The organism is Caballeronia sordidicola, from assembly GCF_000729995.1.
GTDB lineage: Bacteria > Pseudomonadota > Gammaproteobacteria > Burkholderiales > Burkholderiaceae > Caballeronia > Caballeronia sordidicola_A.
Window position 1 is genome coordinate 58,976 of record NZ_JNFG01000034.1, and the last position, 22,149, is coordinate 81,124.

The window sequence follows — 22,149 nt, forward strand, 5'->3', positions numbered from 1 at the left end:
TCCCTTCATGGCGGACACCGCCGATCACCGACCGGTGTGAGTCACTCCATCGCGGTCGCTCGCGCCTATGCTTCAAACGCCCCCTTGCTCGGCCCACGCAGCCATTACTTCCCGAACCCGCTTGTCGGGCGGACGGTGAAGGCGTAGAAAAGTGGGACGCTTTGTGTACTTCGGTGACGCCGCTTACGTCACCCGGCAAGGAATGCGAGGGAGGGGTCATGACATTCAAGGCTCAGTGGTAACGGGGCAAGTTTGCGAAAAAACGTGGCAAAGGCTTCTGTGGCTATCCGGTGGCAACGGTTGCCTTCTACGGGCCAGACGACACGAGAGCGACGAAGGTCTCTGTTTGCATCGTCGCGCACGAAGGTGCTGACGCGGACCCTGTTGAGCGGTGGTTCTGCGAAACAACCGATGCGAGAATCGATCCAGAAGTCACCGAAGCAATCGTTCGATTCATCGATCATCATGGTGCCAAATCGGTGGTGGCCGTCGATCGCATCATCGGCTGCCCGCATGAGGAAGGCATTGACTACCCGGAAGGCGAAAAATGCACGCAGTGTTCGTTCTGGGCCAACCGTGATCGGTGGAGCGGCGAGATCATCCAGTGAGACGTCAAGAGGCAAGCGCTTCCATCCTCGCGTTAAGGCGTTCCTTACTCGCCTCATTCCGACCTTAGTCATGCATTCATTAACGCAGGACACTTTCTGGACGAGAAGGTCGCGTGTGGCCCTCAGCGGGGCGCGGCCAAGCCCGTGGCGTGGTTCCACGCAACCGTGATCGCCTCCGCGAATGACTTCGACTCCACGAGCGCGATGACTGCAACGTGCTTCACGTGGAGGAAAGGTCTAGCGGAGCCGGACATCGACCGAGACGACACGAAGCCTGGTCATGCCCGCGGTGTAAGGTACAGGGGCGAATCTCCTGCTGGGAAGGCACGTTGTGGGATCTTGCCGAGCGTGGTGAGCATCACCGTTAATGCAAGGGGCAGAACCATGGGTTTTTCTTGCCGAACGTTTCTGATCGCTCGTGACGATACCCTCTGGCGGCTGTCAAGCACTAAGTTCGACCGGATGCTGCGAGATCCGGCAAGCCACTGTCTGCCCGTTTTTGCGGGGCAACGAGCGCGAATGGCCAGCGTCGTGGTCGAGCTTGTGGCCAGAAACCCGGTGCGCGTCGTTCGGAACACGTTTTCCATTCTCACTTTCGATGACGAAGGCCGCATCGACCCGACTAGATTCGAAAAGCAGCAATTTGCCCTCGTGGAGTCGGCCGTCGCACCTGTCTTTGCCGTGTTCGATGATGACAGCAACCAGACGGTCGTCGACGCAACCTCCCGATTCATTGCACAGGGAGGCCAATGGGTTCCGTCACGCGCTTTGGCGCGCGTCATAGATCAGACTGCGTTGGGCCAACGACAGTGCCGACACCTGTAAGCGGTCACTCAAAGGGGCGGCACTACGGTATCCAGTTTTCGATTCTCGAGTGTCGGAGATGGGTCGAAAGCGAGCAAATCATATGGTCGTCGCGTAAGCCGCCACTCGCGAGCGATAAAATTCGTGGTTACCCGAACGGCGGCCGATGACTGGACGGGCAGCACACGTGCACGAATGACCGCTGGACCTCGGAAGCCGCCGTTCACGTCGCGCTGGCTCCAACGGCCGGAGAGGGTCGACACGGCCCGTCAAGGCGATCAGACAGGTTCCGGCTGTTCGGCTGTAGCGCGGCCTGACGTGGCGCAACGCATTGCTTGATGGCCGCCGGCTGGCCGTCAGTCGTGAACTCGCGCTGGACGGTCTGGCGGTTACATACAACACATGTTGTCGAGGCCAGATAGAGATGTTATGGGAAGTTGGACGGTTTTCGATATAGCCGTAGTCTTGCTTCATGCTCTGGAGAGGCATCTGAAACAGTGACGGGCGGAGGACGTTGCCGTCGATCCATTCTCACACCCATTTACGCCCATTCCGCACTACAGAAATGGGTGTAAATGGGTGTAAGATTGGTTGATGTTTAAAACCGACACCCTTCAGATCACACCAGAGATCTTGGGCCTAATAGCCCGGATCGACGAATTCAAAGGCGCATGGCGTGCATTGGGCACGCTTGCGCCAGACCGGTTGTCGTCCCTGCGACGGGTGGCGACCATCGAGAGCATCGGCTCGTCGACCCGCATCGAGGGCAGCAAGCTCACCGACCGGGAGGTCGAACAACTGCTGTCGAACCTGGCCATCCAGAAGTTCGAAACGAGAGACGAGCAGGAAGTGGCGGGGTATGCCGAGGTCATGGACCTGATGTTTAGTTCGTGGCAGGACATCCCCTTCAACGAGAACCACATCAAGCAGCTGCATCACATCCTGCTCCAGTACAGTCTGAAGGACGAACGGCACAGGGGCCTCTACAAGACCAATACCAACAGTGTGGCCGCCTTTGACGAAAATGGCAGACAGATCGGCATCGTCTTTGAAACGGCCTCCCCTTTCGACACGCCGCGCCTGATGACCGAACTGGTGTCGTGGGTCAGCGATGAGCGCGCGAAAGCGCGCCTGCACCCGCTGCTGATCGTTTCCATTTTTGTGGTCGTGTTTCTGGAAATCCATCCGTTCCAGGATGGGAATGGGCGGCTCAGTCGCGTGCTGACGACCTTGCTGCTGCTTCAGGCCGGCTACGCCTATGTGCCGTATAGCTCGCTGGAAAGCGTCATCGAGGCGAACAAGGAAGGCTACTATCTGGCCTTACGCCAGACGCAGGGAACCATCCGCAGCGATGCTCCCAACTGGCAACCGTGGCTGATGTTTTTCCTTCGCACACTTGCCGAACAGGTGCGACGGCTCGAGAAGAAAGTCGAACGCGAGAAAATCGTGCTGGCACCGCTACCCGAACTGTCCTTACAGATCGTCGAGTTCGCTCGCGAGCATGGGCGCATCACCATGGCCGAGGCCATCAAGCTGACCGGTAGCAGTCGCAACACCTTGAAGCAACACTTCCGCGACCTGGTCGAAAGACAACATCTGGAACCGCAGGGCAGCGGGCGTGGCGCGTGGTATGGCATTGGCATGAAATGATTCGGCTCGGAAGGATGCTTCCTGATTGTGATCCCAGTCCAAGAAGTTTTTTCCGTTCATGGGTGTGGCCTCGAAGGGTGCGGCGCTCCTGATTCCGCCGGTGGCTGCGGTTGCCTCGGCGACTGACGCCGTTATCTCACTTGGCAAGTTTGTGACAGAAGAGGGTGCCGAAGCTAACAGGTTCGACAGGAATTCAAATCCGGCCGCATCACTCATTCTTGATCTCAGAGAAAAGCTGGGAATCGAAGGGAAGTAATTCTCGTCGGAGCAGATGCCGCGGCAATGGCGCCTCTGGGTGCGCATAAGCTCCAAGCGTAGGGCAGAAGTCGGCCAATTTCGGCCGGTCGTGACCGGCAGCTTTGGGGTACGGTAACGCGATGAATTCAGCTGATTCGAACCGCCCGCTGTCAGCTTCTGAGCACGCGCTCGGCACCTTGCTGCGCCGGCGCCAGTTGTCGTATTTCGGGTGGACCCTGTCCGTCACCCAGCGGCAGGAACTTCTGGTCGTCCATCCACCGGGCCTTGTCGCCGCGGCCGTCCTCTACCTGCGCAAAGAGCCTGGACTCATACAGCTCCCCGAGGCGCTGGGTGCGCGTATAGGCTGGCCAAAACATAGCCTTGAGCTGCGTCACAAACTCGGAAAACAGCTGGTTGCAGAGGTTCGTCTGCACCTGGTTGTGCCGTCGCCAGCGCCGGCACCGGCGAAGTAAGCCAACACAGTCTACTTGCCGTGGTGGAAGTGCACCACGGCGAAGCGGTCCACGGCGCGTCTGGATTCGTCGGTGGTGTTGGCCGCTTTCGTGGAACCGAAGCTGATTAATCCGCCGCTATCGGCGCAAGCGCCTGCCAGCAAATTTGGTTCGGGATCGGCAACGCGGGCCACGGGCACGTTCAATTGCTGCCGCAGCCATTCGGCGCGGCGCGATCCAAGATCGCGATTGTAGTCAGGGTTTGGTCCCTCAATGGAGGCGGCTCCAGAGATGGAGATCTTCAAGGTAGGATCAGCCGCGAGCGCTTTTTCGATTTGCGCTTTGAGGCCTTTGAGATCTCCACTCACCAAAACGCCTTTGTCGTTCCCCAGACCGCGCGCCGGGCGATCCTTGACGAAGAAAAACGTGGCGTCCGAAGGCGGAGGCGGAATCGCGGGCTTGTCGGCGGGTTTGTTCTCCGGTTGATCTGCGGTCTTCCTGGCTTCCTCAGTGCGCTTCTGTTGATCGTCGGTTTTCTTGGGATCTTCGACAGTCAACTTCACCTCGTCGGGTAGCTTCACTTCCACCCTTTCCGGAGGCGGGGCTGATTTGCGCTTCACCGCGTCCCAAGAGAGCTGGAATCCGACGTTCACCTGCCACGTGCCAGAGCGGGAATATTGATCATCCGCGGGTCCTTTTGACCACGCCCCACCGCCAGCCAAGGACGCCACGACTTGCAACTTCAGCGGCCCCAACGGCACGATATCCCGCGTTGCCTGAAGGCCGGCCAGCAGACTGAACTGCTTGCCCACGAGACTGGGATCGCTGGAGGAGGTGGAGGCGAATCCGCCCTGGCCGAACAAAGAAAGCTGAGTGCCGCCGGTGTTGATAAACAGATACGAGGGCTGCAGCGCGCCGGACCATTGGTCTCCGGCGGCCGTAGCGCTGCTTTTCCAGGTCATGATTCTTCCGTACTGGCCCACCAGCGCGAGTTCAAATCCGGTACTGTTGGGAGCTCCGTGGAATTGGATGTTCGCGGCGAGTTGCGCGCCCAGCATCCAAGGCGGCGGCTTGGGAATGGTATAGACGCGCGAGTACTGAAGCAGACCCTGCGCTTGGAGCGTGAGCCACGCTGTGGGATCGGGCGGGTCTTCTTTTTTCGTTTCGCCTTTGTCGTCGCCGGTCCGTGCGGGCGGATCACCGGGCTTGGGGTCGCGCTGGAGGGCAACGACACCATAGGTGGGTGGCACGCGCATGTGTCCACCGGCCGTCACCACGTCTGATGCGTAGCGCGCGGTGGCTTCTTCGGGGGAGTGCGCATCGCCCATGGGCAAATGCGGTGGAATACGGCTCGCGGTAGGTTGTTGCGCAACGTGCGCCAGTTCATGCGGGAGCGTGCGGGCATTGCTTTCGCGGCCCATGACAACGTGTTCCCCAACAGTATAGCCGCGTGCACCGACGTCATCCGCGGAGCGCGCGCTGCGCGAATCATCATGAATGCGGACGCGGCTGAAGTCGAAGTCGAACGCGGCGCCAAACTTTTGCTGGGAGGCGGGGTCGAGCGAGCGGCCTGGGGTGGCGAGGGTTTCATGGACCGAGCGTGGGGCGAAGGTCCGCGCCGGCGCTGCGTCGCGCTTCGATTGGACGGGCTTCGACTCGGGTCTGGCAAAAGATCGCATGCCTGCCTCCTGCACCGCTACGGTTCGACTTATATACGCTGGGCGACAGTCAACCCCTCTTGGTCGAATCAAGACCCCAAATATAAGGCAATCACCGGCCGCTATGCAATTCAGCGATAACCCGCTTCATCCGCTGCACGCCTCGCGCGCCGCATGCGGTGTTTGACTCTAGCTTTGTGATTCGTGTGGCCTGCAACCAACCGCTGACCGCGACTTTGCCGTTCTGCTCGGGTGGAGGATTTCACACAGCCTTGTGATTGATAGGGTAAACACTTGGTTGCCGTACGTTGGCGCTGTGTTTGGAGGGGCAAGCGGTGCTGCGTAGCACGGCGCTGGCGCGTTTGTTGCCCCTCGGTAGCCCGCACTGCGATCCTCGACGTGTCCGCTACTTTGAATCCGCTTGTCAATGTCCGCTTTAGGTCGCTCAATCCGGGCCAGGCTACTTCCGCAATGGGTCGACCTCTGCCCGACGCGGACCGATCAACGGCGGCCCACTCCGCCGGTTCAACGTCGGACTGGGCTCAGCCACTTAGGGACAATCGAGAGTATTGGTGAGTGTCCGTTGATGATCCATAGGGCAGCCCTCGTATTCGAACAAATGGGTTCCGGTCGCGCGAAACACTAGCGCATCCGACTTAATAGCGGAGATGCCAGGCTTGCAGCCGCGAGTTCGTTTGCCGCCGCCACAAGCGCAAGGCCGAGTGTGGCCATGCGCTTTTCCGTCAATCTAACGGCTGGCCCAGCAATGCTGATGACCCCTATCGCAGGATAGCCTCGTCGTTGAACCGGAGCGGCCATCGCCGTCATCCCCGGCGCGAACACTTCATAAATCGTTGCATAGCCACGGGCGCGCGCGGTATCGACGAACCCTAGCAGCGCCTTCACAGTAGTCGGTGCGTTGGGTCCGTACTCTTTCGGTTGCCCGAACCCCTGGCGCGTCACCAGCTCGAGCGCACGCTCATCGGTCATTGTCATCATCCAGGCGTGGCCGGTCGCGCTGCAGGACAGAATGGTGTCCATCCCCATGTCCGGGTCGTATCGCAGCCCCTTCAGCGCGCCCTGCGCCTTCGCAATCCACGTCAGCCTGTCTCCGTCCACAATCGCGAGCCGTACAAGTTCTCCGGATGTTTCAGCCAGACGGTCGAGCAGGGTCTGCGCAATATCGATGATGCCGGAGGTCGCTAGATAACCGAGACCCAGCCCGGCGAGTTTCGTGGTCAGCACATAGTCGCCGTGCTCGCGTAACTGACGTACATAGCCGCACTGCTTGAGATCGACGAGCAGGCGATGGCAGGCACTTCGAGGGATATCAAGTTGATCCGAGATTAACGCGAGCGGCGTGCCTTCCATTTGTGTCGCGAGAAATTCCAGCACCGCCAGTGTTCTTTCGGTCACGCCCGGCATGGAGACCCTTTTCTGCTAGATCAAGCATCCATGATTGCACGATATGGGATGAGATTCCAGCCTGGAACACTGTCCCAGCAGCGCTGTTAATCTGCCCAGTAAGCCGTCTAGCCGGATGCGTCATCGAATCCATCGCATGAGACGCATGACAAAAGACGGACCACGCGCGGCTCGATATCTCAAGGTTCGCCGCGACGTGACGCCGACACAGGTTTGCGCACGGACACAATACGGAGACAACATGGATCAGCAATCGCACCTCCCCGCGCAGCAGGCGATGCGCACGCGCGCAGTGACCGCGGCGGCCATCGGAACCGCACTCGAATGGTTTGACTTCACGTTATACGGCGCACTGGCGGCCACCGTGCTGCCCAAGCTTTTTTTCCCGTCGATGGATTCGACTTCGGCGTTGCTGGCATCGCTCGCCACGTTCGGTGTCGGCCTCGCGGCGAGACCGCTGGGCGCCATCATTTGTGGTTACCTTGGCGACAAGCTGGGGCGGCGTAACCTGATGCTCGGTACCGTCACCATCATGGGTGTCTGCTCGATGTTGATGGGCTTGCTGCCAACCTATGCGAGCATCGGCGTATGGGCGCCGATATTGCTCGTTTCCCTTCGCATCTTGCAGGGTTTCGCGCTGGGTGGCGAATCGACGGGGGCGCAGTTGATGGCGATCGAGCACGCGAGTGCCGATCGTCGTGGCAAATACTCGGGCCTTCTCGGACTGTGTTCACCGCTCAGCCAGATCATGGCCAACGGCGTACTGCTTGCTCTTTCATCGGCGATGTCCACGCAGGCATTCGACGAGTACGGCTGGCGCATTCCGTTCATTCTGAGCTTCATTCTCGTGATTGTCGGTATCTACATCCGGCTGCGAGTCAGTGAGACGCCTGCGTTCGTCGCGCTCCGTAAAACCGAAGTCGTCCGAGTGGGCAGTCCGCTGCGCGATGCTCTGCGCCTCCACTGGCGAACGGTGCTCCGGTGGATGCTGTTCTTCTGCGGCCCCGCGGCGATCTTCTATCTGATCGTTGTGTTCTCGTTGAGTTATGTGACGAAAACGCTGGGCGTGCCGAAGCAGACGGGCTTCCTGCTGTTGATGGGCGCGAATGTGTGCGCGATCGTCGGCGCGCTGGCCGGTGGCATGCTGAGCGACCGGATCGGTCGTAGGAAAGCGCTTGCGATTGGCTCGATCGCCACCTTGCTCATGTTGTTCGTGTACTTTCAGATTCTCGATACAAAGAGCTTTGTGCCTATGCTGGCAGCAATGGGCTTCTTTCTCGGCTTCACGCAATTCCAGAGCGGCATCCAACCGGTTGCGTTCGCCGAAGCATTCCCAACCAATGTGCGCTACTCAGGCTCGGCGCTGGCCTACACCGGCGCCAATCTGATCGCGGGCGGTCCCATGCCTGTTCTTGCAGTCTGGCTCTTCGCTCTTTGCAATGGCTCGCCTTGGGGCGTCGTCGCGGTGTGCGTCACGTTCAACGTCATTTCTCTGGCCGCAATTCTGACCGCGCCCGAAACGCTGGGTATCGACATGAACCGGGTCGACTCTGCCGGAGAAGTCATGGGTTCATCGGTGCACGCTTCCACGCAATCCCAATCTCACTGAATGACTGAAAAGCAGGCAATGCAAATGAAACCACTTGTTTATGTCTTGAACGGTTCGAACCTGAACATGCTCGGCAAGCGTGAGCCGCACTTGTACGGTACGACGACCTTGGCGCAGGTGAAAGAGCGTACTGAGGCCCTTGCGGCCGAGCTTGGCCTTGACTGCGACTTCCGCCAGACGAACCACGAAGGGGTGATGGTCGACTGGCTGCAGGAGGCCTTCGAAAAGGAGGCGGCAGTCGTCATCAACCCAGCCGGGTTTTCGTTTGCATCGATACCGGTGCTGGATGCAGTCAAGCTGATTCGCCAGCCGGTGATCGAGGTGCACATCACCAACATCCATCAGCGGGACGAACAGTATAGACATTCGCTGATCTCGCTGGCGGCGCGCGGTGTGATATGCGGCCTAGGTGTCGATGGATACTTGCTCGCCGTTCGCGCGGTCGCAGGCGCCACCCAGCGCGTACAAGCGTAGCTCGGCGCTAGGGCGCGTTCTTAATCGCGCTTGAAGTATGTCTGGACAGCGTCGAAATATCTCATTTTTCGTTGTTCAGGGATGCGCGAGACCGGCAGCAGCGAGCTCTGAGATGTCGCGACAGTTTTGGAGTCGCAATGTGCGAGGTACAAACAAATGTCTGCTGCTAGCACCGTAGCAGACGTACCTTTTCGGCCGGCGTGTGGCCGCTATACAGGGTCGGCTTCGGCCGACCGCGTTCGGCACAAGCCGGCCCGGAAGCCGACCTTCGACACTGTCGACTAGATTATCGACAATGGCTCGACGGCGAATTTGTTACACCACTACCTCGCAAGGTACGTCGATGTAGGGTGGAGAGTTCTGCATTGTCGTGACTTTAATTCATAGCGTCACGTGGAAATCTTCGAGAATAGCGTTGACGACAGCGCGGATAACGGCCGAACCTTTCATATCTGGATGTAAGACGAGCCAAACATCTCTCATCACTAATTGTTGGTCGGACGCTGCCAGCACGAGAGTTGAATCATTTCCTGCCATAAAATCCGGCAGCATCGCCACGCCCCCGCTTTCACGCACTAACGCGTGCTGAATTTCAAGCGTGCTCGCCCGAAAGCAGATCGATCGTGCTCCCATCTGCTTGATCAGGGCAGCTTGTTGAGCCGTCACGTCCATGCTCTCGCCGTATCCGATAAAGACCCAGTCCTCCGGTGACGTTTGGTTGAGATACGCAGCGCTGCCGTACAACTGGAATGAAAGCTCGGTGAGCTTCACGACATTGAGATCCTCATCGGTAGGGCGGCTGAGCCGGATGGCTATATCTGCTTCCCTACGATCCAGTGAGGCGCTGCGCGTTTCGCCCAGAATGCAAATCTTGATACCGGGATGTTGCTTGCGCATTTTTACAAGCGGCCGTGCCAACATTGCTGCCGCGAAGGTCGGTGGCGCGCTAATAGTGACACTGCCCGCCAGTTCAGAGCGTGAACCTTCCGCCGCGCGGTCGATCGCTTGAGCACCCCTCTCCATACCCTCAACCAACGCCGCAATGCGCTCGCCGTCAACAGTAAGCGACAGCTTACGGCCACGCCGATCTATTAGCTTGAGGTTGAGTTCCGCTTCGAGTGCGGCAATGCGGCGAGCGACGGTCGCATGTTCGACGTGAAGCTGCCGAGCCGCACCAGACAAGGTACCCGCTTGTGCCAGCGCTGCAAAATGCCGAAGATTTTCCCAGTCTGCCATTGTTAATTTTTGCACATACGATGGCAAATCTTAGGGAATTTTCAAGCAAGCGGCATTGATTGAAAATGCGTTGAATTTGACGGAGAAACGCAATGGATCGGATGATCAGAATGACAGGTGTTGGCGGCGTAGACCAACTGGAAGTCGTTTTCTGCGAACCACAGCCCCCCGGACCGGACGAAGTTCGTATCCGGCACGAGGCAGTTGGGGTCAACTTCATCGACATCTATCACCGCACCGGCTTGTATCCACTTCCGCTGCCGGCGGTCCTTGGTGTCGAAGGTGCGGGGATAGTCGAAGCCGTGGGAGAGGGGGTTGTAGATATCGCAATTGGCGATCGTATCGCCTACGCAGGCGCGCCGGTTGGCGCCTATGCTGCGACACGGCTGCTACCACGAACACGAGTGATTCTCTTACCAAACGACATCAGCTTGCGCGTTGCAGCAGCCTCTATGCTTAAAGGATTGACCGCACATATGCTGCTAACGCGCACTTACCCCGTCAGCTCAGAAAGCACCATTTTCATTCATGCCGCAGCCGGCGGTCTCGGTGTGATGTTGGTCCGGTGGGCCAAACATCTTGGTGCAACGGTGATAGGCACAACTGGATCAGCCGAGAAGGCACATATCGCCAAAATGCATGGTGCCGATCATGTGATTGTCGGACGAGACGCCGATATCGTGTCCCAGGTCGCCACCCTGACCGGTAGTCACGGTGTTGATTTTGCGGTTGATGGCATCGGCGGCAGCATGCTCTCAAAGACGCTTGCTTGTGTTCGCTCCTTCGGTACAGTCGCGAGCATAGGACAAGCTGCTGGGCCGATACCGCCGATCAGTGTCGATCAATTGGGGCCTCGTCGCTCACTGTCGCTCGCTCGCCCAAGCATCATGGCCTATTCAGCAGACCTGGACACTTATTCCGTCGCATCCAAGGCACTTATCACGGCAATGCAAGCCGGTGTTGTCGCTGAGATTGGCGGCGAATATTTGCTGTCTGAAGCGGCTTTAGCACAAGCTAACCTCGAGGGCGGCCGCACGTCCGGCAGTTTGTTATTGATCCCATGAGTGGCATTTCCATTTACGGTGAGTTGGGGTGTTTTTCCGAATTTGTCTGTAGCGACGAGCGTCTCCTGTGGAGAAAGCCGAGTGGCACTCTAGAGGGTCGACTTCTGCCCAACGCGGACCGATCAATGGCGGCCCGCTCCGCCAGTTCAACGTCGGACTGGGTTCGGCCATCCAAACAGGCGCAGCCATACAGAGGCCCCATCTTCGCGTCTTCCAGCGGCGACTGCGCTCCGCTCACGTGTCGACGCCGGCTGTCAGAGTCCCGTCAGCGATCGCATTAACGCTCTCCGGTTGATAAAAAGAATCACCGTAGTACAGCCGTGGAGTACCCTGCTGGATGCCACGGTACATGTCAGCGCACTTTGATCTGCGCGTTAGTGGCGCGAAGAATAGAGTTTGCGAGCATCAGCAAGTTGATAACGATGATGGCAATGGTTACGCTGATCATTAAATTTACGCCGCCATGGGTTACCAACATTCCAGCGACGTACGGAAACCCAAACACGCCCGTGAAGTAAGCGATCGTGAAGACTTGTGAAGTCGCCGGTGCGGACAATGCCCGCTCGCCAGCCAGATTGACAGCCATACCGTTCAGAGTGGAATAGCTGAGCCCGTAGCCGATTGCGAAGATGATCGTGCTGATCACATATAGGATTTCACTTCCTCGATTGAAGAGGAAAAGCGCCAGCGCTGAAAGCGTCGCGCTGAAAAGCGCGAAGGCCAACCTTCGAACGGGTAACCTGCTGATCGTCGGTGCAAGCGTGAACCGCGCAACGACTGTCGTCAATGTGAAGGTCACAAAAAAAAGATCTGGTGAGAGATGCCGTGACTCTGCATAGGCCGTCTGAAAGGTTGACAGCGCAGAGAAGGCGCAAGCGGCAAGCCCAATCATTACGATCGGCATCCAAGTGACGTCTCGTAAAATCGATGAGACCAGCGCGGGCGTCAGGCCTGTTGAAGCTCCCGATAGGCGTGGCGTCTTCTTCATCCGATCTCGGACTGCGTAGAATGCAATCGCCGCGATCAAACAGGCACACGCCAATCCAATATACACGCCCGAGAACGAACCAAAGCGGCTCGCTATGAAATGGCCGATAGGTGAAGCGAGACCCAGTCCGGCCATTTGACCGCCTGACAGGAAGGTTAAGTATTTGATGCGTGCGGCAGGCTTCAGGTGATGAATGATTTGAATTGGCGCGAGGATATAAAACGCGGACCATCCCAACCCCAACAACAGACCACCGACGAACGTGATCCGCAAATCGACTTGTGCGAAGCTGAACGCGAGCATCGAAAAAGACATGACGACGGCAGCAGCGACGATAGTCGACATTAGGCCGATCCGCTGCGCCGCCCATCCCGCGAAAAGAGAACTAACGATCATCGTCACGATGCCGGTCGAGATGACTGCACCTGCCATTGCGGGATCAAGTCCGCTATAACGCAGATGGTCGGCAAGTAGAAAGCTTGCACCGTATGCGGCTGCGAGCGCGATGCTCGCGAGGAGAAATGGGATGAATGCAGCGGCGTCAAGCGAGGACGCAAGCTGATCAGCAGGTGTGTCCATAAACTTAGCGTCCGGTGGCAGGTTTCTTACCGATACAAGAGCCTATCGACTTTCACATCCGTCGCTTTCGACGGATTTCAGGCATTCTGTTTGCAGAAAAACCGGAATGAAATGTACAGTCGAGCCGAATTGCTTCTGCACAGTTACGCGTCGAGCCCACGACGGACTAGGGCCAGCAGTGAACACCGGAGATAGTCCTGTGCGGGAGAGAGTCAAGCCTATTGACTGCGGTCAATAGGCTTGAACGTACCGTCCGATATCCCGGTATCGAGGTTGACGACGCGCTTGAGATGGCCGAGCAGACTGAGGTGTGAGAGGTGATTGCCAGGACAGTAATCGGACGCTGTCCGGCCATAAAGGGACGTCCGCAGTGACCTCCCGTCAACGGACGTTTGCGCGATTTCCGCGACGCTATGATAGAAACCTTGCGCCTCAATGGCGGGAAAACGGGCCCCCGTGCGTTGCGACGTCCCTCGCGCAGTCTTACTCTCGGAGCTTTGACTCGACGCAGCCGGTGCTGGTGCACTCACGTTCGCGTTCCTGCAGGAATGCCATGCGTTTCTGGGTCAGGTCGACCGCGCAGTCCAGATTGACGAAGAAGCCGGTCGGCTTCTCTTCGCTGCATTGATCGTCGCGCTGCTTGATCCAGGCGAGCTGGCCACTCTTCAGCGAGCTCTGTTGCGTTGGATTGAGATGCTTGCGCAGGCCCGTGTATTCCTGATTCAAGTCGCGGTCAGCCTGCGAGAACAGGTTGCCCGCACAGTAGACCTGATCGAAAGCGTTACGGGGCTTGGCACAGCCCGCAGCGTGTGCGCCGAGGGGGATACCGACCGCCATCAGGACAATTGCAATTTTCTTCATCTTCGCGCTCACTTCTCTTGGTTGAAATTCTTGGCTGAGCAGAGATATTCCTGCACGTCACGGCTCACAAGCCACGACCCCTTCCGAAATTGCATTTGCGATCTTCGCAATCGTTGCGGGGTTCTGGAGGCGCGGTTCCTCGTCGGGATTGGCAATAACACCCGCTTCAACGAGCACAGCCGGCATTGGGGCCGTCTTGAGCACGATCAGATCGTCGAAACGGTGAATGCCGAGTCGCCGGTCAATGAGCGGCCGGTTTTCGCCCTTGATCGGTGTCGCGTGATAAAGAGAGGGCGTTTCGCCAGCAGCGAGCAGCTTCTCACCAATCGCCTTTGCGCAGGCGAGGCTTTGTTGATAATGCGGGTTCAGCATGGACACGAAAATCGAGTAGCCCTTGAACTCACGACGTCGTCCCGCGTCGATCCACGCCTGCTGCAGCGAGTCATGGTGAATTGAAACGAACAGGTTCGCGCCCGGTTCGGCATTAGGTCTATCGGCTAATGCGATTTCGCGATTGTCGGCGCCGGTGCGTGAAACGCGATCACCGTCGGCCTGAAGATCCCGCGCAACTGCCGCGCTCAGATCCAGGTTGTAAAGATGCTCGACCCTGCCGCTTGCCCCCGTTGCACCTGGACGAGCAGGCGTGTGACCCGCATCCACGATGACCCAGTCTGCGTGGCAAGGCGAGGCGCACAACACGAAAGCAAATGGGATAATTGTCGAAGTCAGCACTCTGAGCATTGTATTTTGCCGGCGGTGTTGGTTGATAGACCGTCATCGAGCAGAGCGGAGATGCGTATCCAAAATGCGTTGCACCTGAATGCGGCTGACATTTTGGCATGCAGTGTAGCGAAATCCGGCCTTTGAGGCAAAATCGAGAACCAGCATCGAGAACCAGCATGCAGCCGGCGGAAATTCCGCCTACAAAGCTCCAGAGAAGGTCGCGTGCTTGATGGCACCACTGAGGTTGCAACCGGCCGATTCGATTGCTTAGCTCTGCAAGAGAGCTCGGAGCAACAGAATCGATCGCACAGCGGATACGACGGAATGTGCAGTGGGAACGTCCGCTATCGGAACTGCTGATCGTCTCAACTGGGTCGACAAGAGCTGCTCGCCGCCTAACGGCACTCACCGGTCTGTGCCGAAGCTTGGGCAGTTTTCCTGAATGCGGACTTGACCTGCGCATCCGCGTGCCAGGCTGCCGCGAAGGTCAATGGCACGTCAGCGGCTGCGTTCATTTTGTGAAGCGCCGCTGACTCGATATGTTGATTCCGCTACGACCGCTCACGCGTCCAAGTGAAGTTGTATACCCGTGGCACTATAAAACGCTGTCGCCTTGAAGCCGTCGACTGTAATCGTCGTAAAGCGCCCCTGCAAGCCGTTGCAATCCACGAGCGCGATTGTGTCACCCACTTTCGGCGTGAAGCCTGCGGCGAGCTTTACATGCAGCGTCCCGCCGACAATTGAAGTCTGCCCGCTCACTGCGAGCCTTCCCTGGTCGCCGTTACCGCGATCGATCTCGAGCGCGCCGGCGGCGAGCTGTGTGAACTTGCCACCGATCGTCACGCGCGAGGCAGCGTTCACCGCAACCGTGCCGCCACTGACATACACGTCGCCCACACCGAACGCATTCGTCGAACCGGCGACGAGCGTTCCGCCCTGTAACTGCGTGCCGCCGCTGTACGCATTCGATCCAGCGAGCGTGAGCAAGCCGGTGCCGTTAAACGTCAGCTTGCCAGCGCCTGCTATGTCGTTGCGCCACGTATCGATCGCGCTGAAGCCGCCGAGCGATGCGTCCATCGATACAACGACGTTGCCCGAAAACGAGCCGTAACCGTCCGCTGCAGCAAACAGGTTGAGGCGACCCCAGCCTTCCGCGTCGTCGAGAACAGGGAAGCCCGATGTGAGCGCGGTTGTCTTGAGCACTACGCGACGCTGATCGGCGCTCAAGTACGGAAGACGGGTTTCGAGCAGCACCTCTGCGCCCTTCGGGACTACGGCAGCCGAAGTGGTCGTTGCGGTCGAGCCGAACCCGAAGGTCAGGCGCCGCGTGTAGTTCGCCTTGTTGGTCGGGTAGTCGGCGAAGCGGTCGGTGGCCGCGGTACCGGATTCGGCCAGCGCGCGAAACGTCGTGGCATCGGTATTGGTCAGCGTATACAGCGCGCTGTGCGTCTGCGTCACGGCTGTTTGCTTGAGCGTCGCGTTTGTGCTGTCAGAGAGGTTTGCGGCGACCACCGCTTCCGCCAGGATCCGTCCGCCGATGACATCGAGCGGCGAGTGCATGCCAGCGAAGATACGGTTCTCGCCGAGCTCCAGAGCGCGACTGAGCATCTCCTGATAGCGCTCGGGCAGCGCGTAGGCCATCGCCAGTGCATCGCGCATGGCTTCGGCCGAGTGGCCGCTCGGAAAGCCGCCATCGGTCGCCGGCGTCGTGCTTTCGGCAGGCACGAGCGTCGGCACGACGACTACGCTGCTGCTCCAACGAAACGGCCGGGCATATTTGTAGAAACGCTTGGCCGGTTCAGTCGAACCATTGTTGCCCATCGCGTTGATGAAATCGACAACCGAACCGAACTGCGGGTTCGCCGTGCCTCCCACGCCGGTGTTATTGCCGGTGTCGTTGTAGGCGGTGGTGACCGCGTTCGCCGGAATGCTGGTGATGCTCGTAGTTTGCTGTGCGGCGCTGCGCCACGCATTGGTGAGCGGGCCCATACCGTCCGACACGCTGTAGCCCTTGCCGCGCCGGTCGTCGTAATAGGCGGCTTGTTCCTGTGCGTCTGTGCGTTGCGTGGTCGCCGCGACGACGTGCTGGATATTGGCATCAAGCAAGCTCGAATTCAGTGCGGTGCCGTTCGGCGTGCCGTCAGTCGGGATCCCCGTCCAGGTCGATGCCACAACCGCCGGAAAACTCCCGACAGCCGGCGCAGAGACGCCGGCATCCACGATATCGGTAAGCGGTTGCCACAACGTGCGGAAGCCGTTGAGCACGCGCACGCCGGCGTTCGTCGCCATCGTGGCGTAGCGTGCGTCGCCACGTTGGTTGGTGGCCGCGTTATCGACAAAGGCGGCGACCGAAGCCAGGACCCGCGCGCTATCGACGAAACCCGGGTCAGCGGGCGGCGCTGGAACCGCCGAGACCGTGGCGGGTGCGTTGTTGCCATTGTCGGAATTGCCACCACACGCACCCAGCAAAAGCGCGATGCTGGGGGCGGCAAAGAGGAAGCGGATGGTGCGTATCTGCGATGACGACATGGCGAGCGTTCCCGATAAGGGTAGGTAAGGAAGCGCGCAGTTTATGGAGGCAGCATGAAGCTTTCATTACCTTGACGGCAAATTATTGCTTCGGGCGAAATGTGGTGCTTGATGCGGGAAGGTAAGCGAGCGTCAAACTGGATGCTACGGCCGATCCCGGAACATGGCTTGAGGTTGCGACGTTGCAAGAGCTACTAATGCGAACATCGACGAGGCGTCCGCAGACCGCGTCGGAACTGTCACCATTGCGATTATCAACTGCGTGCTCGCCACCCAAGTTACTCCTTGACGTCATCTTGGCGCGCCTGAGTCAGTGGAGACCGCCAGACAATCGCCATCGGCGCGAACCGGCCACAAGCTGACCATCGACGACGGTATAAGAATCGTCGACACCCATTAGCGGGCCCGGTGTCAAATGAGCGAACAATACCCTCGACTGCCTGAGCAGCCGATTTCGATTCCACTGACCGAATGCAGTAGCCGAGCGCACCCGTTTCTTCGATTCATGGCTGCGACGGATCGCGCCAGACACCCATCAGGATCAAGCGATCGGCGTACATCGGTTGCCTGTCGCCCTGGTGGCTCTGCCACCCCAGAAGAACATTGGTGCCGCAACGCGTCCATCGGATTCGCACAATACTCGTGGTTGCCAAACGTCCGGCACCGATCCAGGCCTGGCTCGCGTTGCAGGCGATCCGCTTTGCTGCACATCGGGGACGGCGGCACGGCATCCCATTCAATCTCGGTGGCTTCTCGGCAGTCGACGATCAGGGCTTGCCGGTCGCCGTCGTAACGCTTATGCGAAGCAGCGGGTCACATCAAATGGCTTTCGCTCCTTCAGCATGTGGAAACACGCACGCGCCAGTTTGTGCGCCAGTGCCTTGCGCGCGATTATCGGATTCGTCCTGGCTTTCTTGCGCTCGTAGAACTGCCTGGCTTCGGCGCTAAAGTGCATCGCGAAGTTGGCCGCTTCGATGAATGCCCAGCACAGGTAGGGATTTCCATTCCTGGTGTTGCCTTCGCCCTTCTTCTTGCCGTTGCTCATGCGCTGGCTGTCCACGCACCGCGCGTACGAGGCGAAGTTGCCAGCGCTGGCGAAACGTTCGATGGTGCCGGTTTCCAGTACGATCACGGTGGCAAGCGTTTGGCCAATGCCGGGCACCGTGCTCAGCAGGGCGTAGTCGGGACGTGGCGCGACTTCTTCTTGAAGACGCTTTTCCACGATGGCGATCTGTGCCGAGAGCGTCGTGATGACCGCGACGTTCGCGCGGACCGCGAGCGCTACGTCGTATGGGAGATGCAGCTGGTGGACAGCGGCCTGGTCCAGTTTCTTGACCTGATTGCTCGTGATTCGCGTGCCGTACTGACGCGACGGCGCAGTCTGCGCCATAAGTGCCATTGGTTGCGGTGCAGACAACGAAACTGAGTCCCAAAGGAGTAAGCATTCGTATGGACATGTGCCGTGGGAGTGCTCGCGCAACCCGAAGCGCACACGTCAACAGCGCAAAAGGTCCGCGATCTCATTGGCTCAGTCTACCGTCTGCTTCCATGCTCGCCAGAACGCTCACATCTTGCCTCCGTGCCGTAGGCAGCGCACTACTGGCGGGTCATGCCGTTGCGTCCGACGTAGCACGCCTGTCGCCTGACCAAATCCGCGCACCCGAGCAACCCGCCGAATTCGTCGTTAGCCAGGAGAAGAACAGCTATCTGACAATGACGGACATGCTGCGCCAGCGGGTTCCGTTGCAGATCACCCGAAAAGGAACAAAGGGAACCTTCTGGATCGTCTGTTTGCCAGTGTTTGCTTACCATCCGGCTTTCGGGCGGAGCGGGTCTACTTCGGTGAAGCGACCATCGCAAAACTAACAAACGTTTTTGTACTGACGTTCAAAAGGCGACTCGCTCTTTCAGGCGATCGGACAAAGCGTAATACGGTTGCGAAGATAAAGTTTCTCAAACGCGCGTTAGAGGCCGAGGACCGATTGCTGGGCGAGGTCTTGGAAAATGCGGTTGCAGCAGGGCACGATGTGCGCTGCTTCATGCATGTCACTGAGTTGCCCGAACTGAAAATGCATGGGACTAAGCAGCGCGCCTGGTTTGTTCCATCTGCGCGGGACCACGTTTTCATCATACCGGTATCGATGGTGACAGTGGTGGAGGGCGTGAGCGACCGGCCCGAGAATGTGCAGAGCGAGTAACCTGTCCACCGCGGATCGGCTGCCCACCTTCAGATATAGAACTGATCTATTTTCTCGCTTAATTGATTATCACGCTGCAACTGTTGACCCTTTGGACATGCTTCGCTAAAGCGCTATTCTCTTCTCTGCAAAGCGGGTGCGCGGCTAAGGCGGTTGCGTCGGCTGCCCAAATCGGTCCTCTCTTCGTTCAAGAGAGGAAAACAACACCCTCACAAACAATAGGAATTCGTGAAAGTCTGAAGTTTTTATTAAATTCGTGCGCCGCACAAATGCTGCGCGTTGCGTGGAGTATAAAATGTCATCTATGGGATTAGAACTGGACAGAGCTCGACTTATCTTCATGGAGACGGCAGCATGTTTATTAGCATCAGTAACTATGAGCGATCTCTAAGAAGCGAAGAAAATGCGAATTTGAAACGACTAGGGTAATCAAGATCGATCGCTGTATCTTCGTAGGTTTTTCGCATAATATCGCTTATGAGAAATCGCTGGAGCAAGGGCATTCCGTTGGCTTCGCTTCCTGCGGATCGTCTCCAATAATAACAAGAATCAATCGATTCATCAAAAAAGTGAGAGTGCTAGATTGTAGTGGTTTTGGACCTGCGGGCTGCAGTAAGGCTGTCTCATCAGAATTATTTAAATCAAAATTCACCACAATATTGAATGCGGCAGCGTTCGATCCGACTTGGAATGCTTGTCGAGGAGTAAAGATGCGTAAATATAATCAAGAGCAAAAATGCAGAAATCATCGAACTTTTATGGTGAACTTTACGTAAAGAAATGTCAAAACTCCACGTTGAATGTACTTTTAATTATTAAAATCTGGACGGACAGTAGATTGACTTGCTAAGTTTGATGAGAACCAAAACGATAAAAATCAGTCAATAAAATGGCACCGAATTCGATCTAACTGTTCTCATTGCGGTAGAGCCATGGCAAGCTCGTGGGAAGAAGTTCGAACATAGTGTGCAACGCCACTCAGTTTCCACAAGATTATGATTTGGTCACCATATGGTTGCATGATGAGTCATCTATCTAGAATTCGGTGTGTCTTATATTCGGCATCGAGATTAGAAGGTTTGCCCTGTGATCATTATAAATTGCAAATCTTTTTTTATGGCGTGCCTGAAGCTTAGAGGAAATTAAATTATCTGTAATAATAATTTAATCTCACCGACACTAGCATCGATTGAAATTCAGATTATTGCTTTCAGGTGCTCATGTCCGTCGGTAAAGATATCGTAATTTCGTTTGTGGCAGCAAGCGTCAACCCTTCGTTGCGGTTGACGACGCTGACCAGAGGAGGAGAGGGTTGGCGAGTGCGAAGAAAATCGATCGCTGAGGATATTCTTGGTAGAAGGGAAGAATTCCAGTCGAATTTTTATATTGAGCACGAGTAACTTTAGCTACTTCACTGTATTAGAGAATATCGTTTTTTGTAAATGGAGTTTCGAGTTATCCCTACTCTACCGCCACGGCCGGATCATTCCCTATTCCACGCGACACGTTGTATAAGTGAATGACGTCATGTAGTCCCGTAGTCGGGCGCCCGAGCGGGTTTTTTGTGCCTATTTATTTGCACGAAATCTAGCATGCGGCGATCGTGCCTACGCGATCACTAACGTTCGAGCCGCGCTCCTTTATCGCTTGCTTTCGCCATATGTAATTGAGAATCGATGGTGCCGAGCATAATGTGGTGTTCCGTAGCCTTCAGTAATCCTTCATGAGGAGTTCGCTTTCGCCAGATGAAAGCTCGGCAACGCTTAAGCCTTGCGTCGGCGAATGTTTTACCCTTGCGAAATGCCGTTCGTTTTTTGGGGCACATCAAAGGTTCACACAAATGATTTGGTATGAAGCTTCGTAGTTGTCAGTCAGTTCATTGAGTTCGATGTCTGAGTGGTCGCCAGCTTATGCCGTCGGGTGTGATGGGGCCATGCCGCTGACTTCTCGCTTAGCGCACTTCTAGCGCTGATGTGGGTGTTGCCCGCTTACGCAGTAGTGGTCCGCGTGATCGGGCTATATCGCGCCATGTAAGTGTTGGTGAGCTCGCCCGCTCTGATGCGGATTTCCAATGAGGTTGCTAGCGGCGCGCTGATTGTGATGATCGGTTCGGCGATGTCGCAGCCTTCGCCCACAGTGGCGCGCGCGGCGATCCGTCATCAGGTCAGCCATTTCGTGCTGATCTCCACCGATAAAGCCGTTAACCCGACCAACGTGATGGGCGCGAGCAAGCGCCTGGCCGAGATGGCGTGTCAGGCGTTGCAGCAGACCTCTCCACGCACGCAGTTCGAGACGGTGAGATTTGGTAATGTGCTGGGCAGCGCGGGCAGCGTGATCCCGAAGTTCCAGCAGCAGATTGCGAAGGGCGGCCCGGTGACGGTCACGCATCCGGAGATCACGCGCTTCTTCATGACGATTCCCGAGGCCGCGCAACTGGTGTTGCAGGCGTCGAGCATGGGCCGGGGCGGCGAGATCTTTATCCTGGATATGGGTGAGCCGGTGAGGATCGTGGATCTGGCGCGCGATTTGATCCGCTTGTACGGATTCTCGGAGGAGCAGATCCGGATCGTGTTCACGGGCTTGCGGCCGGGCGAGAAGCTGTACGAAGAGTTGCTTGCTGACGATGAAACGACCACACGTACGCCGCATCCGAAGCTGCGAATCGCACGGGCGCGCGAAGTGCCGGATCACTTCCTCGATGAACTGCTGCCGTGGCTAATGCAGCATCGCGTGCTGGCTGACGAAGAGGTGCGGCGTGACCTGCGTCGCTGGGTACCGGAGTATCAGACGACCATGCCGCCGAAGTTGCAGAGCATTCAGTCGGTTCGAAATGGTTGAAGGTACTCAGCCGCTGATGCGCTGCGTCTGTTAGTCAATTACCGCCGCTGCGAGCCCCACGATCAGATGGCGTCTCCCGGGAATTCCCGTCGCTTGTCGGGCGACTCGTAAAAAAGTGGATAGCTATTTGGATAAGAGCAGGTTGCCCTCAACACCGGTCAAAGGCGCTGCGTCGCCTGACCGTGCTCAGACTCAGGCAAGAGATTTTCTATGCGG

Annotated in this window: 16 protein-coding genes and 1 pseudogene; 9 read left to right on the forward strand and 8 right to left on the reverse strand. The window is 57.6% G+C overall.

What is annotated here, in order from left to right; genetic code table 11:
• Window positions 1–290 precede the first annotated feature (290 nt).
• The 4 genes from FH08_RS0127590 to FH08_RS52040 all read left to right on the forward strand — a co-directional run bounded on the left by FH08_RS0127590 (window position 291) and on the right by FH08_RS52040 (window position 3,772).
• A complete protein-coding gene (locus tag FH08_RS0127590) occupies window positions 291–608 on the forward strand; it encodes a hypothetical protein (RefSeq protein WP_235210518.1) in 318 nt (105 codons plus the stop codon).
• A gap of 519 nt (window positions 609–1,127) precedes the next feature.
• Complete coding sequence (locus tag FH08_RS0127595) at window positions 1,128–1,433, forward strand: hypothetical protein (RefSeq protein WP_051888590.1); 306 nt, start codon at window positions 1,128–1,130, stop codon at window positions 1,431–1,433.
• A gap of 573 nt (window positions 1,434–2,006) precedes the next feature.
• On the forward strand, window positions 2,007–3,062 hold the full coding sequence (locus tag FH08_RS0127600; RefSeq protein WP_031361450.1) for a Fic family protein: 1,056 nt from the start codon (window positions 2,007–2,009) through the stop codon (window positions 3,060–3,062).
• Between the two features lie 377 nt (window positions 3,063–3,439).
• Window positions 3,440–3,772, forward strand: coding sequence for a hypothetical protein (locus FH08_RS52040; protein ID WP_152602934.1), 333 nt, complete (start codon window positions 3,440–3,442; stop codon window positions 3,770–3,772).
• Window positions 3,773–3,783: 11 nt separating this feature from the next.
• Here FH08_RS52040 and FH08_RS49645 read toward each other — a convergent pair whose 3' ends face one another.
• Both FH08_RS49645 and FH08_RS0127620 read right to left on the reverse strand, forming a co-directional pair.
• Window positions 3,784–5,430 carry an eCIS core domain-containing protein gene (locus FH08_RS49645; RefSeq protein ID WP_051888591.1) on the reverse strand — a complete coding sequence of 549 codons (1,647 nt, stop codon included), beginning with the start codon at window positions 5,428–5,430 and terminating at the stop codon, window positions 3,784–3,786.
• A 621-nt stretch (window positions 5,431–6,051) separates the two neighbouring features.
• Complete coding sequence (locus FH08_RS0127620; protein WP_031361454.1) at window positions 6,052–6,834, reverse strand: IclR family transcriptional regulator; 783 nt, start codon at window positions 6,832–6,834, stop codon at window positions 6,052–6,054.
• A gap of 241 nt (window positions 6,835–7,075) precedes the next feature.
• Here FH08_RS0127620 and FH08_RS0127625 point away from each other — a divergent pair, with 241 nt between their 5' ends.
• Complete coding sequence (locus FH08_RS0127625; RefSeq protein ID WP_031361455.1) at window positions 7,076–8,443, forward strand: MFS transporter; 1,368 nt, start codon at window positions 7,076–7,078, stop codon at window positions 8,441–8,443.
• Window positions 8,444–8,467: 24 nt separating this feature from the next.
• The gene (locus FH08_RS0127630) at window positions 8,468–8,917 is read left to right on the forward strand and encodes a type II 3-dehydroquinate dehydratase (RefSeq protein ID WP_031361456.1); all 450 of its coding nucleotides are present in this window, start codon (window positions 8,468–8,470) and stop codon (window positions 8,915–8,917) included.
• 381 nt (window positions 8,918–9,298) lie between these two features.
• Here the strand turns inward: FH08_RS0127630 and FH08_RS0127635 are convergent, their stop codons facing one another.
• Window positions 9,299–10,153, reverse strand: coding sequence for a LysR family transcriptional regulator (locus tag FH08_RS0127635; protein WP_031361457.1), 855 nt, complete (start codon window positions 10,151–10,153; stop codon window positions 9,299–9,301).
• A gap of 92 nt (window positions 10,154–10,245) precedes the next feature.
• Here FH08_RS0127635 and FH08_RS0127640 point away from each other — a divergent pair, with 92 nt between their 5' ends.
• Window positions 10,246–11,217: a quinone oxidoreductase family protein gene (locus FH08_RS0127640; RefSeq protein ID WP_031361458.1), complete on the forward strand. Its 972-nt coding sequence runs from the start codon at window positions 10,246–10,248 to the stop codon at window positions 11,215–11,217.
• A gap of 352 nt (window positions 11,218–11,569) precedes the next feature.
• On the opposite strand, the gene FH08_RS0127645 is transcribed toward FH08_RS0127640, so the two are convergent.
• The 5 genes from FH08_RS0127645 to FH08_RS0127665 all read right to left on the reverse strand — a co-directional run bounded on the left by FH08_RS0127645 (window position 11,570) and on the right by FH08_RS0127665 (window position 18,287).
• The gene (locus tag FH08_RS0127645) at window positions 11,570–12,784 is read right to left on the reverse strand and encodes an MFS transporter (protein ID WP_051888592.1); all 1,215 of its coding nucleotides are present in this window, start codon (window positions 12,782–12,784) and stop codon (window positions 11,570–11,572) included.
• A 483-nt stretch (window positions 12,785–13,267) separates the two neighbouring features.
• Window positions 13,268–13,645 (reverse strand): lysozyme inhibitor LprI family protein, encoded by a 378-nt coding sequence (locus FH08_RS0127650; RefSeq protein ID WP_031361460.1) that lies wholly within the window; start codon window positions 13,643–13,645, stop codon window positions 13,268–13,270.
• Between the two features lie 57 nt (window positions 13,646–13,702).
• Window positions 13,703–14,386 carry an N-acetylmuramoyl-L-alanine amidase family protein gene (locus tag FH08_RS0127655; protein WP_035567266.1) on the reverse strand — a complete coding sequence of 228 codons (684 nt, stop codon included), beginning with the start codon at window positions 14,384–14,386 and terminating at the stop codon, window positions 13,703–13,705.
• 543 nt (window positions 14,387–14,929) lie between these two features.
• On the reverse strand, window positions 14,930–16,897 hold the full coding sequence (locus FH08_RS0127660) for an acid phosphatase (RefSeq protein ID WP_031361462.1): 1,968 nt from the start codon (window positions 16,895–16,897) through the stop codon (window positions 14,930–14,932).
• Window positions 16,898–17,693: 796 nt separating this feature from the next.
• Window positions 17,694–18,287, reverse strand: a complete 594-nt coding sequence (locus tag FH08_RS0127665) for a transposase (RefSeq protein ID WP_235210519.1) — start codon at window positions 18,285–18,287, stop codon at window positions 17,694–17,696.
• Between the two features lie 592 nt (window positions 18,288–18,879).
• Here FH08_RS0127665 and FH08_RS52050 point away from each other — a divergent pair.
• Both FH08_RS52050 and FH08_RS0127680 read left to right on the forward strand, forming a co-directional pair.
• A complete protein-coding gene (locus FH08_RS52050; RefSeq protein ID WP_152602935.1) occupies window positions 18,880–19,095 on the forward strand; it encodes a hypothetical protein in 216 nt (71 codons plus the stop codon).
• Window positions 19,096–21,231: 2,136 nt separating this feature from the next.
• A pseudogene (locus FH08_RS0127680) lies at window positions 21,232–21,933 on the forward strand (polysaccharide biosynthesis protein); the annotation flags it as partial.
• Between the last annotated feature and the right edge of the window lie 216 nt (window positions 21,934–22,149).

Excerpts from the sequence above, each read along its gene's own strand:
- FH08_RS0127640 (WP_031361458.1), top strand. The coding sequence starts at position 10,246 with ATGGATCGGATGATCAGAATGACAGGTGTTGGCGGCGTAGACCAACTG.
- FH08_RS0127665 (WP_235210519.1), bottom strand. The coding sequence starts at position 18,287 with ATGGCGCAGACTGCGCCGTCGCGTCAGTACGGCACGCGAATCACGAGC.
- FH08_RS0127600 (WP_031361450.1), top strand. The coding sequence starts at position 2,007 with ATGTTTAAAACCGACACCCTTCAGATCACACCAGAGATCTTGGGCCTA.
- FH08_RS0127660 (WP_031361462.1), bottom strand. The coding sequence starts at position 16,897 with ATGTCGTCATCGCAGATACGCACCATCCGCTTCCTCTTTGCCGCCCCC.
- FH08_RS0127620 (WP_031361454.1), bottom strand. The coding sequence starts at position 6,834 with ATGCCGGGCGTGACCGAAAGAACACTGGCGGTGCTGGAATTTCTCGCG.
- FH08_RS0127645 (WP_051888592.1), bottom strand. The coding sequence starts at position 12,784 with ATGGACACACCTGCTGATCAGCTTGCGTCCTCGCTTGACGCCGCTGCA.
- FH08_RS0127655 (WP_035567266.1), bottom strand. The coding sequence starts at position 14,386 with ATGCTCAGAGTGCTGACTTCGACAATTATCCCATTTGCTTTCGTGTTG.
- FH08_RS49645 (WP_051888591.1), bottom strand. The coding sequence starts at position 5,430 with ATGCGATCTTTTGCCAGACCCGAGTCGAAGCCCGTCCAATCGAAGCGC.
- FH08_RS52040 (WP_152602934.1), top strand. The coding sequence starts at position 3,440 with ATGAATTCAGCTGATTCGAACCGCCCGCTGTCAGCTTCTGAGCACGCG.
- FH08_RS0127595 (WP_051888590.1), top strand. The coding sequence starts at position 1,128 with ATGGCCAGCGTCGTGGTCGAGCTTGTGGCCAGAAACCCGGTGCGCGTC.
- FH08_RS0127630 (WP_031361456.1), top strand. The coding sequence starts at position 8,468 with ATGAAACCACTTGTTTATGTCTTGAACGGTTCGAACCTGAACATGCTC.
- FH08_RS0127625 (WP_031361455.1), top strand. The coding sequence starts at position 7,076 with ATGGATCAGCAATCGCACCTCCCCGCGCAGCAGGCGATGCGCACGCGC.
- FH08_RS0127650 (WP_031361460.1), bottom strand. The coding sequence starts at position 13,645 with ATGAAGAAAATTGCAATTGTCCTGATGGCGGTCGGTATCCCCCTCGGC.
- FH08_RS0127635 (WP_031361457.1), bottom strand. The coding sequence starts at position 10,153 with ATGGCAGACTGGGAAAATCTTCGGCATTTTGCAGCGCTGGCACAAGCG.